Origin of the sequence: Nocardia higoensis (assembly GCF_015477835.1) — a bacterium.
Classification (GTDB): domain Bacteria; phylum Actinomycetota; class Actinomycetes; order Mycobacteriales; family Mycobacteriaceae; genus Nocardia; species Nocardia higoensis_A.
This window is the reverse complement of record NZ_JADLQN010000002.1, coordinates 756923-771354: the sequence shown is the minus strand read 5'-3', so window position 1 is coordinate 771354 and position 14432 is coordinate 756923. Positions and strand designations below refer to the sequence as shown.

Below are 14432 nucleotides of genomic sequence, written 5' to 3'. Positions count from 1 at the left end.
CGTCCACGACACGCCGTATAAATTATCGTCCAGACCTATCTGTCATAGAATGTCTGCAGGATGATGGTGCTGCGGGTGCGGACATTCGCTGTCGCCCTGATCTCCTGCAGCAGCTGTTCGAGATGCCGGGGCGAAGCGACCCGGACCAGCAGGACGTAACTCTCGTCCCCCGCCACCGAGTGGCACGCCTCGATGCCGGGAATGTGCTGGAGCGCGGCGGGAGCGTCGTCGGGCTGCGAGGGATCGAGAGGAGTGATCGCGACGAATGCCGACAGCAACTGCCCGAGCGCTTCGGGATCCACGTCGGCGGTGTACCCGCGGATCACGCCGCGCGCCTCGAGCCTGCGTACGCGCGACTGCACCGCCGAGACCGACAGGCTCGCTTTCTCGGCCAGGTTCGACAAGGTGGCGCGTCCATCTGCCATCAGTTCCCGAATCAGCAGACGATCGATGTCGTCGAGTGCAGGTTTTGCCGGTGTATCCGCCACCAGCGAAGGCTAACGCAGCCGACGCGCACCGTGTCGAGAAGTTGTCCGCGATCACCATCGCCCGGGGTCCGGTCGCCCACGCCGCGCCGCCCGCGGGCTCGAAACCGAAGGGGAACAACCGATGACGGCAACCACCCGTACCGCCGCCGCGAGCGTCCGCACCGATCCGGCAACCCCGCTCGCCCGGGAGGCCGCTGAGGCGTTGCGCGCACTCGGCGTCGAGGTGCCCGCACCCGGCGAGCTGATCGCGCGCACTCCCATCACCGGCGAGGGCCTGCTCACCCTCGCCGCCGACGACGCGGCGTCGGTCGACGCCGCCGTCGAGCGGGCCGCCGTGGCGTTCCGGCGATGGCGCACCGTGCCCGCGCCGGTGCGCGCCGCGGTGGTGCGCAGGCTGGCCGAACTGCTCGTCGCGCACAAGGCCGACCTGGCGGCGCTGGTGACCCTGGAGGCGGGCAAGATTCGCGCCGAGGCGCTGGGCGAGGTGCAGGAGATGATCGATGTCTGCGAGTTCGCCGTCGGCCTCTCGCGGCAGTTGTACGGGCGGACGATGCCCTCGGAGCGGCCGGGACACCGGCTGATGGAGACCTGGCATCCGCTCGGCGTGGTCGGGGTCGTCTCGGCGTTCAATTTCCCGGTCGCGGTGTGGTCGTGGAACACCGCGATCGCGCTGGTCTGTGGCGACACGGTGGTGTGGAAGCCGTCGGAGACCACACCGCTGACCGCGCTGGCCTGCCACACCCTGGTGCGCCGCGCCGCCGTCGAGGTGGGCGCGGATCCCGAAGTGCATCAGGTGATCCAGGGCGACGCCCGGATCGGGGAACGACTGGTCGACGACGAACGGGTGGCGCTGCTGAGCGCGACCGGCTCGGTCCGGATGGGCCGCGCCGTCGCCCCGCGCGTGGCCGCCAGGTTCGGCCGGTGCCTGCTCGAATTGGGCGGCAACAACGGCGCGATCGTGACGCCCTCGGCGGATCTGGACCTGGCGGTGCGCGCGATCGTGTTCGCCGCGGCCGGCACCGCGGGGCAACGCTGCACCTCGTTACGCAGGCTCATCGTGCATGCCGAGGTGGTCGACCGCCTGATGGAACGGCTCGCCGAGGCGTATCGGACACTGCGCGTGGGTGATCCGCGCGCCGACGGCGTGCTGGTGGGCCCGCTGATCGACGCAAGAGCCTACGCGAGCATGCGATCGGCGCTCGACCGCGCATACGCCGACGGCGGCGAACTGGTCTGCGGCGGTGAACGAGTCGAGGGATCCGGCGAGCCGTTCCCGGCGGAGGCGTACTACGTGCGCCCGGCCGTGGTGCGGATGCCGGAGCAGACCGAGGTGGTCCGCGAGGAGACCTTCGCGCCGATCCTGTATGTGCTCACCTATCGGGATTTCGAGCACGCACTCGACCTGCACAACGCTGTTCCACAGGGACTTTCGTCGGCGGTGTTCACCCGCGACCAGCGCGAGGCCGAGCGGTTCCTCGCCGTGGATGGTTCGGATTGCGGAATCGCCAACGTCAATATCGGCACCTCCGGCGCGGAGATCGGCGGCGCGTTCGGCGGGGAGAAACAGACCGGCGGCGGACGAGAATCCGGTTCGGACGCATGGAAGGCCTACATGCGCCGCGCCACCAACACGATCAACTACTCCACCGAACTCCCGCTCGCCCAAGGTGTCGAGTTCGGCTGACAAACGCTCCTGACCAGGCGATTAGGTGTCCCCACCCGACGTGTGTAATGTTGGGGACACCCCGACGCGGGGTGGAGCAGCTCGGTAGCTCGCTGGGCTCATAACCCAGAGGTCGCAGGTTCAAATCCTGTCCCCGCTACAAAGAATAACCCAGGACGACATCCAGTCGTCCTGGGTTTTTCCATCCCCACCCCACCGCTTCCGTCGGACCGAACGGTCCCGCACCACGCGTGCGACGGCGAATCGCCGAGTGGACGTGGAAAACTCGACTTTCTACTTGTCAGTTTCCTTGCGCGCGTGATCTTGCACTGGATAGGGTGACGCATAAATCCGCACATAGGGCGCTCAATGCCCAGAAGTAGGCAAGATCGGTGATCAGCAGCAGTATCAAGCGCCTATTACCGACCGATGTGCTGAAGCCGAGTTCTCGCGCACGTATTCGCGGACCCATCGGAATCAGAACCCGATTGCTGGCGATCGTGCTCATCCCGAGCCTCGCATTGCTCGCCATCGGCATCGGCGGAGCACTCTATCTGGTCGACGACGGTCGCGAGTCGCAGGACTTCTCCGACGTCGCGGCCGCCGTCACCACCCCCGCCATCCGCATGGTCGAGGCGATGCAGGACGAGCGGCAGGCCTCGCTGCTGCATCTGGCCGGTTCGCCGCGCGGCACCGAGAGTCTGGTCGTCGCCCGGCGTAATGCCGACGCCGCGCTCGACGGCCTCTACGATCTGGCCCAGTCGGCCAAGGAGGCTCAGGGCGAGGTCGCCTCGGATGTCGATGGCTACTCCGAGATCTACGATCAGCTGCCGCAGTTGCGTAGCGCCATCGACGCCCGGGTCATCCCGGCCGCCCAGGTCTCCATGGTCTTCAGCACGGTCATCGACACCGTGGTGCAGGCCTCGCTGGTGGCCGCCGAGATCGCGCCGACCCCCGAGATCGCGGTGGGCCTCTACAACGCCGTACACGCGTTGCGCGCCGGTGAAGCGGTGGTCCGCGCGGCATCGATCGGCATCACCGCGATGCTGACCGGCCAGTTGCCCGCCGGTCAGCTCAGCGAGTTCGCCAGCCAGGTCGGCGATGCTCGCGGCGAGGTCGCCTTCAGCACCGGCATCGTCGAGGGCGAACGGCTGGCCGAACTCCAGGCGATCATCGCGGGCCCCGACTGGCAGCGCCTGGTCGCCATGGAGGACGCGTTCATCCAGCGCGGCCCGGTGGAGGCCGAGGATTCCTCGCCCGGCTCCGGTTCCTCGAGTTCGTCGAGTTCGAGTTCCGGTTCGAACGCCGGCGCCGGTTCGACGAGTTCGAACGGTTCCTCCGGCTCGACCGAGTCCGATGTCGCGCTGCCGATGAGCGCCGAGGACTGGGAGCGCACGGCCGACGCCGTCAGCGCCCAGCTGATGGGTCTGTGGGAGAACCTCAGCCGCGACCAGCACGCGGTGGCCATCGCCGAGGGTGACGAACTGGCCCGCAATTCGTTCTGGGCGGGCGGCGGCATTCTCGCCATCGCGCTGATCGCCTTCGCCGCGGCCATGCTGCTGGCCAACCGCTTCGTCGGCCGCATGCGCGGCCTGCGGCGGGAGACCCTCGAGCTGGCCGACGAGAAACTGCCCGCCACCATCCGCAAGCTGAGCGCGGGCCAGGACCTCGAGGCAGGCGAGGACATCGCGCCGCTGAAGTTCGGCAACGACGAGATCGGCCAGGTCGCCGACGCCTTCAACCGCGCCTACGCCTCCGCGGTCTCCGCGGCGGTCGCCGAAGGCAAGACCCGTGCGGGCGTCAACGCGGTCTTCCTCAATATCGCCCACCGCAGCCAGGTGATGGTGCACCGGCAGCTGGTCCTGCTCGACAAGGCCGAGCGCGAGGAAGAGGATCCTGCTCGTCTCGACACTTTGTTCCAGCTCGACCACCTCGCCACCCGCTCCCGGCGCAACGCCGAGAACCTGGTGATCCTCGGTGGCGAGCAGCCGGGCAGGCGCTGGCGCAATCCCGTGCCACTGGTCGAACTGGTCCGCAGTGCCGTGGCCGAGAGCCTCGACTACACCCGTATCCAGGCGGGCAAGCTGCCCGAGGTCCGGGTGCTGGGCAATGTCGTGGCCGACTTGATCCACCTCATCGCCGAGCTGACCGACAACGCGACCGCGTTCTCGCCGCCGGAGTCGCGCGTGGAGGTCTCGGGCAATCTGGTGGGCAAGGGCTTGGCGCTCGAGATCACCGACCAGGGCCTCGGCATGTCCGAAGCCGAGCTGACCGAACGCAACGAGCTGCTGGCCGAACCGCCGGACTTCAGTGTCGCGGCACTGTCCGGCGATGCTCGCCTCGGCCTGTTCGTGGTCGCGAAACTGGCTGCCCGGCATGGCATTTCGGTGCGGCTCGCCGATTCCGACTACGGCGGCGTCAAGGCGATCGTCCTGGTGCCCACCTCGCTGCTGTCCACCGGCCGCGAACAGGCACAGGTCACCGCCGGACCCACGGCGATCCCCGCCGCCCCGGCCGCTCCGGTGCCGCCGCAGACGGGCGGCTACCCGGCGCCGCACCCGTCCACCACGACGACCGCGGTCATGCAGCCGATAGGCGGCGGTCTGGCGGGCCGCGGCTCGTTCAACGGCTTCGTGCCACCTGCCACCACGGTGAGCACGGTGTCCGCACCGGGTGCGCCGGTCGAACAACCCCCGGCCGCGCCCGTCAAGCCCGCGCTGCCCCGGCGACGCAGGCAGAGCCCGGCCACCGCCGAGCCGACGCCCGCCGACACGCCGCCGCCGAGCCCGGCCGCCGCCCGGCCGCGCACCGCCGAACAGGCCAGAACCCTGATGTCGGCGATCGAGAACGGCACCAGGCAGGGCCGCCTGAACCGCATCGATACCGACGCCGGACACCCGGCGTCCGATCACAAGGAAGGTGCCGGTGACGACTCCCAAGCCCCCCAAGCCCCGTAGCCTCGATTGGCTGTTGGACGACCTGATCGATCGTCTGCCCGACGTCCGCTACGCCGTCGTGCTGTCGACCGACGGCCTGCTGCTCGGCCACAGCACCAAGATCGACCGCTCCGACGCCGAACGCTTCTGCGCGATGGCCTCCACCCTGCACGGCGTCGCTCGCAGCGCGGGCATGCACTTCGAAGCGGGCGGCGTGCACCAGACGGTCGTCGAACTCGATCGGGCCGTGCTGTTCATCACCGCCGCCGGTGACAACGCCTGCCTGGCCGTGCTCACCGCCGAATCGGCCAACATGGGCATGGTCGCCTACGAGATGAACCAGACCGTGCAACGCGTCGGTGTCCACCTGTCCGTCGACCCACGACCTCATCCGTTCGATGAGGCCGGCCTGCGGCAGCCATGAACGACCAGCGTGAGTCCTGGTTCGACGACGAGGCCGGACCGTTGGTCCGTCTCTACGCGGTCACGCGCGGACGGTCGGACGGCCGTCCCGAGCTGAACATGCTCACGCTCGTGGTGTATTCGGGCTCGGCGATCCTGCGCCGCACCGAGCCCGAATACGCGGAGATCCTGCGACTGAGCCGCACGGTGCAGTCCATCGCGGAACTCGCTGCCCAGATGAACCTGCCGCTGACCACGATGAAAGTCCTCGTCGGCGACCTCATCGACGACGGACTGCTCGATCATCGCGCACCGGAACCCGCGCCCGACACGGGCCCGCCGCGCGACGTGGGCATGCTGCGGGCGGTGCTCAGGGGCATCCAGGCGCTCTGAGCTCGGCGGGCGCATTGCACCATGGCCACCGACGACAGCGGCCGAGGGCCGGGTCCGAACGAATCGGACCCGGCCCTCGGCCTTTTCGCGGTGGCGGCTCAGCCGAGCCGGGCGGCCAGTCGCTCGGCGTTCATGTAGGCGATCGCCTCGATCGAGACCATCGGGTTCACGCCCGAGGACGTCGGGAAGCAGGAGGCGTCGGCGACCACGACATTGGGCACCTCCCAGGTCGCGCCGTCCGGGTCGAGCGCGGCATCCTCGCGGCTGCCGCCCATCCGCGCCGAGCCCATGATGTGCAGCGCCGCCACGCCGCAGCGGCCGGGCGCGTAGCCGGAAGCCGCGCAGGCCGCGGCGAACTCCGCGTGTGAGCCCTGCTCGCCCGGCCGGTAGCTCGCGCCGGACTGATGTCCGGAGTAGATCTTCTTCGCCCCCGCGGCTTCGAGAAGCTGTGCGGCACCGACGATTCCGGTGTGCAGGTGATCGCGGTCGCGGTCGGACAGGGTGTACTTGACGACGGGATGCCCGGCCTTGTCCACATCGACGCGGCCACTGTCCCTGTCCCGCGTGATGACGCCGATCGAGGCGGTGCGCGCCAGGTCCAGCATCGCGTTGCGATGGGCTTCGCCGCCGCGCCAGTTCATGAAGCCGACGAGCATGCCGGGGTGCACCGGACCGGTCTCGTAGATGACGCCGTAGCCGTCGCCGTCGAGGTCGGCGTGCTGGCGCGAGATCCGGGTCTGCAGCCCGCCTTCCCACGGGCGCAATTGCTCGGCGAAGACGCCGAAGACCGCCGAGGCCGGGTGCAGGCGCAGGTGTGCGCCGATGTTCTTGTTGCGCAGGCCCGAGCGGCGCAGCAGCGCGGGGGTCTGCACCGCACCGGCCGACACCACGACCGCCTTGGCGCGCACGTGCAGGCGCGCGCCGCTGTCGGTGATCGCGACGACGCCCTCGGCCCGGCCCGCCTTCACCTCGATGTGGCGCACGTCCGCGCCGACGACCAGGCGCGCGCCGTGCTCGGCGGCGTCGGCCAGCCAGGTCTTGGTGGCGGACTGCTTGGCACCCACCCGGCAGCCGTAACCGCAGCGACCGCATTCCACGCCCGCGTCGCAGGCGTCGGTGACATTGCGCGGCAGCGGGCCCATGTCCCAGCCCAGCGCCCGCGCGCCGCGTTCCAGCACGGTGTCGCGCGCGGAGATGGTGGACCTGTCGAAGGTGACCGAGATCCGCTTCTCCACAGCGTCGAGCGCCGCGTCGAACTCCTCGGTGGCGAACTGGGTCGCGCCGAGGCTCGCCCACTCCTGGCGCACCGGGTCCGGGGTGCGCAGCGAGGTGCTCCAGTTGACGACCGTGCCGCCGCCCAGGCAGCCGCCGGCGACCAGGGTGAGCTGGCCTTCGGCGGTGCCGTTGGGACCGGGCGCGTAGAGCTTGGTCAGCGCGTCGAGTTCGCCCGCGCCGAAGTCGGCGTCGTCGTAGTAGCCGCCGCGTTCGAGGACGACCACGTTCAGCCCGGCCTCGGCGAGCACAGCGGCCGCGGTCCCGCCGCCCGCGCCGGAGCCGACCACCACGACATCGCAGTCCAGGGTGGTGTCCTGGCTGTAGCCGACCGGTTTCAGCGCGGGCTGGGCCGCGCCGGCGAGCTTTCCGGGCGGACCGGGGTATTCCATCTGCTTCCACAGCGGATTGAAGCCCTCCGGCCCCGGCGCGACGTAGTAGGACAGCAAGGTGCCCTTCTTGAGCGCCTGGAACACCGAGCGCTTGGCGCCGATCCGCGATTCGCCCAGCTTCAGCAGCACCTTCTCGCGCTCGGCGGGCGAGAGCTTGGAGAACGAGCGCGGGCCCGCACCGGCGAACAGGCCGAACAGCGGGCTGTCCCACAGGCCGAGCAGCGTCGCCAATTGCCTGCCGCCCGAGGGGTCCGGATCGCGGGCGAGCATCGACAACATGACGTCGGGGACGCCGAGGGCGGTGGCCGAGGGCAGGCCGAGCCCGTCCCCGGGCGCGAAGGTATCGCAGATCAGCTCGAGCGCAGCGCGCTGCTTTGCCGTCAGCTCCATGTGGTGTGACTCCAGGAAGAAAGAAGGATGGCGAGAACGCGCGATGTGGGTCTAACGCGCCGGAATGGACGATCACATATTCTGAGTGATGAGAAACCTACTCCGCGGGATTTTCTGAGTAAAGAGCAGTTTTTCGCTCACTCCGGCGCGGGCTGGCAGCGCGGGCAGAAGTAGATTCCGCGCTCGCGTTGAATGAACCGGTCCGACATCGGCACGCTCTCGCCGAGCGCGCGCACCACGATGTTCGCACCACACCGCTTGCACGGCATCCTGGCGCGTCCGTAGACCAGTTCGCGCCAGGGCGGGCGGTACGCCGCGGCGTGCAGGACGCGATGCGATTCGTTGATCAGAGCGGGCAGATCCGGCACCTGCGCGACCGGCACGGCCGGGTGCACGCGACGCAGGAAGCAGATCTCGCTGCGGTACTTGTTGCCGATTCCGGCCAGGTTGCGCTGGTCGAGCAGGGCCAGGCCGATGGCGCGCTCAGGGTCGGCCGCCAGCCTGCGCTCGGCCTCCTCGGCGTCCCAGTTCGGGCCGAGCAGATCGGGACCGAGGTGGCCGATGATGGTGTGTTCGTCCGCGCGCCGCACCACGTCGACCGCGCCGAGGGAGAATCCGACCGCCTCGGTGTCGTCGGTGGTCAGCACCAGCCGGGCCTGCACCCGTGGGCGGGTCCAGCGCTCGCCGACACAGTAGGTGCGCCACACCCCCTCCATCTTCAGGTGGGTGTGGATGCTGACCTCCCCGACCCGGATGAACAGATGTTTTCCGTAGCTGACGACCTCATCCACCAGCTCGCCGGACAGATCGAGCGTGGCGTACCTCGGCACCCGGAAGTCGCTGCGCACCAGCGTCTTGCCCGCCAGCGCCAGGCGCAGCCGGTTGGCGGCGAAGAAGACGGTGTCACCTTCGGGCACGGTGGTTCCTCACGGCCTGCTGCGCAGCCGCAGTCCCCGCGGGGTGGCGGAGAATCCGGCCTCGGTGAGGACGTCGGCGACGGTATGGCCGTGCACGGTCTCGCCGTCGATCTTGTCGATGACGAGGGCGTCGACGCGACGGCGGCGTACCAGCGCGGCCAGTTCGTGGGCGGCCGCGCGCCTGGGATCGGGGTCGGCGGTGAAGGTCAGCAGGGTCTTGCCGCCACGTTCCAGGTAGAGCACCAGTTCGCCGTTCACCAGCACCACGATCGCGCCCGCCTTGCGACCCGGCCGGTGCCCGCCGTCCGCCTCACCCTTGGGCCACGGCAGCGCCGCGCCGTACGGGTTGGCGGGGTCGCAGGCGGCCAGCGCCGTGGCCGCCGGGCCGCCGCGGCTGTCACGAGCGGTGTCGGTGGCGCGCAGCCGGTCCACCACGTCGGTGGTGGAGAACTGGGCGCCGCCGAGCGAATCCACGAAGTAGCCGCGACGGCAGCGGCCCCTGTCCTCGAACTCGGTGAGGACCCGGTACATCAGCGCGAATCCGCCGGGTACGCCTTCGCTGTGCACCGATCCCTTGGTGAGCACGCCGTAGCGTTCCAGCAGGATGTCGGCCTGGGCGTGTGCGCGCACGGTGTTGTCGGCGACCCGTTCGGGCAGCAGCGACCAGCGCCCGGCCACCGAGGGCGGCCCGGTGCGGGTCGGCATCGCCGGGCGCGGCAGATAGGCGCGGCCGCGCGGTGTGCGCCGGGGCGGGCGGTGCGCGGTGGTGGTGCGCGTCGTGCCGGACAGCAGGGCGCGCACCGGGGCGAAGGTGTCGCCGGAGACCTGCCCCGCCCACACCAGATCCCACAGCGCCGTCGCGACCGCCGCGTCGTCGAGCAGACCGGTCGCGTCGGAGAGCTGACGGAAGAAGTACGCGCCGCCGCCGCGCGGGACCGCGCCGTCGGCCGGGCCGGGGACGAGCACCGCGCCGAGCGCCTCCAGCAGCCGCAGCGCGGTCTCGGAATATTCGATCTCGGCGGGCGGAGTCAGCGTGAAGGGCGCCTGCTCGGCCGGGTGCAGAGCGATCCAGCCGTCCTTGGCGGTGATCGCGCCGTGCCCGGACCAGATCACCTCGCCGGTGGCCATGAGCTCGTCCAGCATGGCGGGGCTGTAGTCGTCCACCCGCGCGGGCAGGATCAGCGACTCCCAGGCCGAGGCGGGCGCGGGCACCCCCGCCAGTTGCTCGATCACCGAGGCGACTCCGTCCACCCCGCGCAACTCCCCCGTGCCCACGTGCTGCCAGGCGGGCAGGAACCGCCCGAAGGCCGCCGTGGCGACCGGCTCCACCTCGTGGCGCGCCGCGGCGAGCGAGCGCCGCCGCAACCGGCGCAGCACCTGGCTGTCGCACCATTCCGATCCGCTGGCGCCCGGCGTGAATTCGCCCTCGACCACGCGTTTCTCGGCCGCCAACCGGTGCAGGGCGGTGGCCGCCACCGCCGGCCCGATACCGAACCGGCGCGCCACCGCGTCGATCTCGAACGGCGCGTGGGTGCGGGCGAAGCGGCCGACAAGGTCGCCCAGCGGATCGGGAACCGGCTCGGCGAACGCCTCGGGGAGACCGACCGGCAGCGGTACGCCCAGCGCGTCGCGCAGGCGGGCGGCGTCTTCGACCGCCACCCACCAGGTGCGGCCCGCGAAGGCGACCGTCAGCGCGCGGCGGGCGGCCGCCAGTTCGGCGAACCACTGTTCGTGCGCGCCGCCGGACCGGGCAGACGGCATTGCGTCGAGGGGCGCATCTCGCGCGCCCGCGCGGGCGGCGTCACCTGCTGCATCAAGGGCCCCGCCCGCACCGGCGACGTCGTCGTCTGCGGCCGGGGCGTTGCCCTCGCCCGCATCGGCGCAACGCCGACCCGCTTCCTCCGGCGTGAGCGGGCCGAGCAGGCGCAGCAGGTCGGCCAGCCCCTCGGCGTCGCGGGCACGCCGTTCGGGGGTGAGCCGTTGCAGTTCACGTTCGGTCTGTTCGAGGATCCGCGGGTCGAGCAGTTCGCGGAGTTCCACCCGGCCGAGCAGTTCGGCGAGCAGGCCGGAATCCAGGGACAGGGCGGCGGCGCGGCGTTCGGCCAGCGGGCTGTCGCCTTCGTACATGAACTGGCCGATGTAGTCGAACAGCAGAGCGTTGGCGAAGGGCGAGGGGGTGGCGGTCTCCACGTCGACCAGGCGCAGTTGCCTGCGGGCGACCCGGCCGAGCACATCGGTCAGCGCGGGGAGGTCGTAGACATCGCGCAGGCATTCGCGCACGGTTTCCAGCAGGATCGGGAAATCGGGGAACTTCCTCGCCACATCGAGCAATTGGGCGGCGCGTTGCCGTTGCTGCCACAGCGGGGCGCGTTTGCCCGGGTCGCGGCGCGGCAACAGCAAGGCCCGCGCGGCGCATTCGCGGAAGCGGGAGGCGAACAGCGCCGAGGCGCCGACCTGCTCGGTGACGATCTCGTCGATCTCGTCGGGCTCGAAGACGAACAGTTCGGCGCCGGGCGGCTCGTCGGTGGTGTCGGGCAGACGCACCACGATGCCGTCGTCGGAGGCAGTGGGCGCGGCGTCCACACCGAACCGCTCGCGCAGCCTGGCTCCGACCGCCAGCGCCCACGGCGCGTGCACCGGCAGCCCGAACGGCGAGTGCATGACCAGTCGCCAGTCGCCGAGTTCGTCGCGGAACCGCTCCACCACCAGGGTCTTGTCGGTGGGCACCTGTCCGGTGGCGGCGCGCTGGTCGGCGAGCAGGGCGATCAGATTCGCCCGTGCGTTCTCGTCCAACCCGGCGCCGGACAGCAGGTCGCCGAGCATGCCCTCCGAGTCCGCCGAAACGGAGGCGGCTTTCTTCGTCTGGCCCTTGCCCACCGGACTCTGCTCCCGCCGGGCCTTCCCCGACGCGCCCTCGGTGCGTTTCGCGCCGTCGGTCCGAGCCTCGGACGATGGTGTGAACAGCGCGTCCGAGGCGTTCGCGGGAATCATCTTCACCGCCTTGCGCACGAATTCGCCCAGGGCCGCGCCGAGTTCGGCGGGGCGGCCGAGACCGTCGCCGTGCCAGAACGGCAACCGGCCGGGCTGCCCGAACGCCGGGGTCACCAGGACCCGGTCGAAGGTGATCTCCTCGATGCGCCAGCTGGTGGCGCCGAGAGCGAACACATCGCCGACCCGGGATTCGTAGACCATCTCCTCGTCGAGCTCGCCCACCCGGGAGTTCTTCTCGCCCACCATGTAGACCGCGAACATCCCCCGATCGGGGATCGCGCCGCCGGAGGTCACCGCGAGTCGTTGCGCGCCGGGCCTGCCGGTGAGCGTTCCCGCGTCGCGATCCCACACCAGGCGCGGGCGCAGCTCGGCGAACTCGTCGGAGGGGTAGCGGCCGGCGAGCAGATCGAGCACCGATTCGTAGGCCGAGCGGGGCAGATCGGCGAAACTGCCGGTGCCTCGCACGGTCTCGAACCAGGCGTCGGCGTCGACGGGTTCGAGCGCGCAGACCGCGACCGTCTGCTGGGCCAGGATGTCGAGCGGATGCGCCGGGATGCGCAGCGCCTCGATCTGTCCGGTCACCATCCGGTGCGCGGCCACCGCGCAGTGCACGACATCGGTGCGGTGTTTGGGGAACAGCACGCCGCGCGAGATCTCCCCCACCTGGTGCCCGGCCCGCCCGATCCGCTGCAACCCGCTCGACACCGAGGGCGGTGCCTCCACCTGCACCACCAGATCGACCGCACCCATGTCGATGCCCAGTTCCAGACTGCTGGTCGCCACCACGCAGCGCAGCCGCCCGCTCTTGAGATCGTCCTCGATCAGCGCGCGCTGTTCCTTGCTCACCGAGCCGTGGTGCGCGCGGGCCAGCAGTTGCCCCGCGCCGTGCACGACCTCGGTACTCGGGCCAAGCTGGGCGGGCGGGGCGTGTGAGGTCTGCACCGGGTCGCCGATGCGGGCGGCGTAGGACTCGTTGAGCCGGGCGGTCAGACGCTCGGCGAGCCTGCGGGAATTGGCGAAGACGATGGACGAGCGATGCGCGAGTACCAGATCCACCACGGCTTCGTCCACGTGCGGCCAGATCGAGCCCGGCTGATCGGAATCGCCCGGCTCGGTCATGTCCGGCACCGGCACCCGCACGCTGAGGTCGAAGGTCTTGGGCGCGGGCGGCGCGACGATCGTGACCGGAGCCGATCCGGTGAGGAACCGGCCCACCTCCTCGGCCGGACGCACCGTCGCCGACAGGCCGATGCGCTGGGCGGGCCGCTCGGCGAGCAGGTCCAGGCGGGCCAGCGAGAGCGACAGATGCGCGCCGCGCTTGGATCCGGCGACCGCGTGCACCTCGTCGACGATCACCGTCCGCACGGTGCGCAGGGTCTCGCGCGCCGCCGAGGTGAGCATGAGGAACAGCGACTCCGGGGTGGTGATCAGGATGTCGGGCGGGGTGCGCGCCATGGTGCGCCGCGCGGCCTGGGAGGTGTCGCCGGAGCGGACGCCCACGGTGATCTCCGGGGCGGGCAGGCCGAGGCGGGCGGCGGTGCGGGTGATGCCTGCCAGCGGTGCGCGCAGATTGCGCTCGACATCCACCGCCAGCGCCTTGAGCGGGGAGACGTAGAGCACCGAGGTGCCCTTCGGCGGCGGCTCACCCGACTCCCCGGCCGGGTTCCGGCGGGCCAGTTCGTCGATCGCCCACAGGAAGGCCGAGAGCGTCTTGCCCGAGCCGGTCGGGGCCACCACCAGCGTGTGCTCGCCCGCGGCGATCGCCTGCCACGCGCCGAGCTGGGCCGAGGTGGGCGCGGCGAAGGCGCCGTCGAACCATTCCCTGGTCGCGCGGGAGAACCTGGCGGTCGAGAACGGAGGCACCAGTTCAGTGTGCACCCGCGCACCGACAGCGGGCCGCGACCCTCGCGGCGACCGAGGCCGTACGCTGCTGTGCGTGCGCAGCGTGCTGAAACTCGACCTGATCGCCCACGGCGTCACCGAGGCGCTGCGCGCCGCGCGCTTCCCCGCCGACGAACCGCTCACCGAGGCGGGCCGGCGTGCGCTGCCCGGCTACACCCCTCCCGCGGAGGCCGTGGTCCTGACCGGTCCCGAACGCAGGGCGGTGGAGACCGCCGAACAGTTGGGGCTCGCAGGCACGCCCGACGACCGGCTGCGCGATCTCCAGGCGGGCGTATGGCGCGGAGCCGATATGACGGCACTGCCGCCCGGGGAGCTCCGGAGCTGGCTCACCGAGCCGGCGTTCACCGGACACGGCGGCGAATCGGTCGTCGACATCGTGGCCCGCACCCGGCACTGGCTCGACGACGTCGGCGCCACGGGTGTCTCGACCGTCGCGGTGACCCACCCCGCGGTCATCCGGTCCGCGCTGCTGGTCGCCCTCGACGCGCCGCCCACCTCGTTCTGGCGGCTGGACGTGGCGCCGGGGAGTGTCACCCGCCTGCATCATCGGGGACGATGGACGGTACGGATCACCGCGTGATCGCCCGGCGCGGTCAGCGCCGGTGATCCCGCTCGCGGCCGTCGGTGCCCCGGCCGCGATCGCCATCCGGCGCAGGGTCGAGTCCGCTTGCGCCCGTTGACGAATG

General features: G+C 70.9%; 9 protein-coding genes and 1 tRNA gene. 6 read left to right on the top strand and 4 right to left on the bottom strand.

The features are described 5' to 3' along the window. Window positions 1–35: 35 nt before the first annotated feature. On the bottom strand, window positions 36–488 hold the full coding sequence (locus IU449_RS17445) for an Lrp/AsnC family transcriptional regulator (RefSeq protein WP_195003101.1): 453 nt from the start codon (window positions 486–488) through the stop codon (window positions 36–38). A gap of 121 nt (window positions 489–609) precedes the next feature. On the opposite strand from IU449_RS17445, the gene IU449_RS17440 reads away from it, so the two are divergent. From IU449_RS17440 to IU449_RS17420, 5 genes are all read left to right on the top strand, one after another. Next, entirely contained in the window at window positions 610–2172 is a 1563-nt protein-coding gene (locus tag IU449_RS17440) for an aldehyde dehydrogenase family protein (RefSeq protein WP_195003100.1), read from the top strand. A 65-nt stretch (window positions 2173–2237) separates the two neighbouring features. Then, a tRNA-Met gene (locus IU449_RS17435) sits at window positions 2238–2311 on the top strand. A gap of 232 nt (window positions 2312–2543) precedes the next feature. Beyond that, window positions 2544–5108, top strand: coding sequence for an ATP-binding protein (locus IU449_RS17430; RefSeq protein WP_324188294.1), 2565 nt, complete (start codon window positions 2544–2546; stop codon window positions 5106–5108). Next, window positions 5077–5511 carry a roadblock/LC7 domain-containing protein gene (locus tag IU449_RS17425; protein ID WP_324188293.1) on the top strand — a complete coding sequence of 145 codons (435 nt, stop codon included), beginning with the start codon at window positions 5077–5079 and terminating at the stop codon, window positions 5509–5511. Before IU449_RS17430 ends, IU449_RS17425 begins: the two co-directional genes overlap by 32 nt. Beyond that, window positions 5508–5882, top strand: a complete 375-nt coding sequence (locus tag IU449_RS17420) for a DUF742 domain-containing protein (protein ID WP_195003099.1) — start codon at window positions 5508–5510, stop codon at window positions 5880–5882. Before IU449_RS17425 ends, IU449_RS17420 begins: the two co-directional genes overlap by 4 nt. Before the next feature lie 98 nt (window positions 5883–5980). Here the strand turns inward: IU449_RS17420 and IU449_RS17415 are convergent, their stop codons facing one another. From IU449_RS17415 to IU449_RS17405, 3 genes are all read right to left on the bottom strand, one after another. Then, entirely contained in the window at window positions 5981–7936 is a 1956-nt protein-coding gene (locus tag IU449_RS17415; RefSeq protein WP_195003098.1) for a GMC family oxidoreductase N-terminal domain-containing protein, read from the bottom strand. Window positions 7937–8073: 137 nt separating this feature from the next. Further along, window positions 8074–8853: a DNA-formamidopyrimidine glycosylase family protein gene (locus tag IU449_RS17410; protein WP_195003097.1), complete on the bottom strand. Its 780-nt coding sequence runs from the start codon at window positions 8851–8853 to the stop codon at window positions 8074–8076. Between the two features lie 9 nt (window positions 8854–8862). Further along, entirely contained in the window at window positions 8863–13707 is a 4845-nt protein-coding gene (locus tag IU449_RS17405) for a DEAD/DEAH box helicase (protein WP_195003096.1), read from the bottom strand. A 73-nt stretch (window positions 13708–13780) separates the two neighbouring features. Here IU449_RS17405 and IU449_RS17400 point away from each other — a divergent pair, with 73 nt between their 5' ends. Further along, window positions 13781–14326, top strand: a complete 546-nt coding sequence (locus IU449_RS17400) for a histidine phosphatase family protein (RefSeq protein WP_195003095.1) — start codon at window positions 13781–13783, stop codon at window positions 14324–14326. The last annotated feature ends 106 nt before the right edge of the window (window positions 14327–14432 follow it).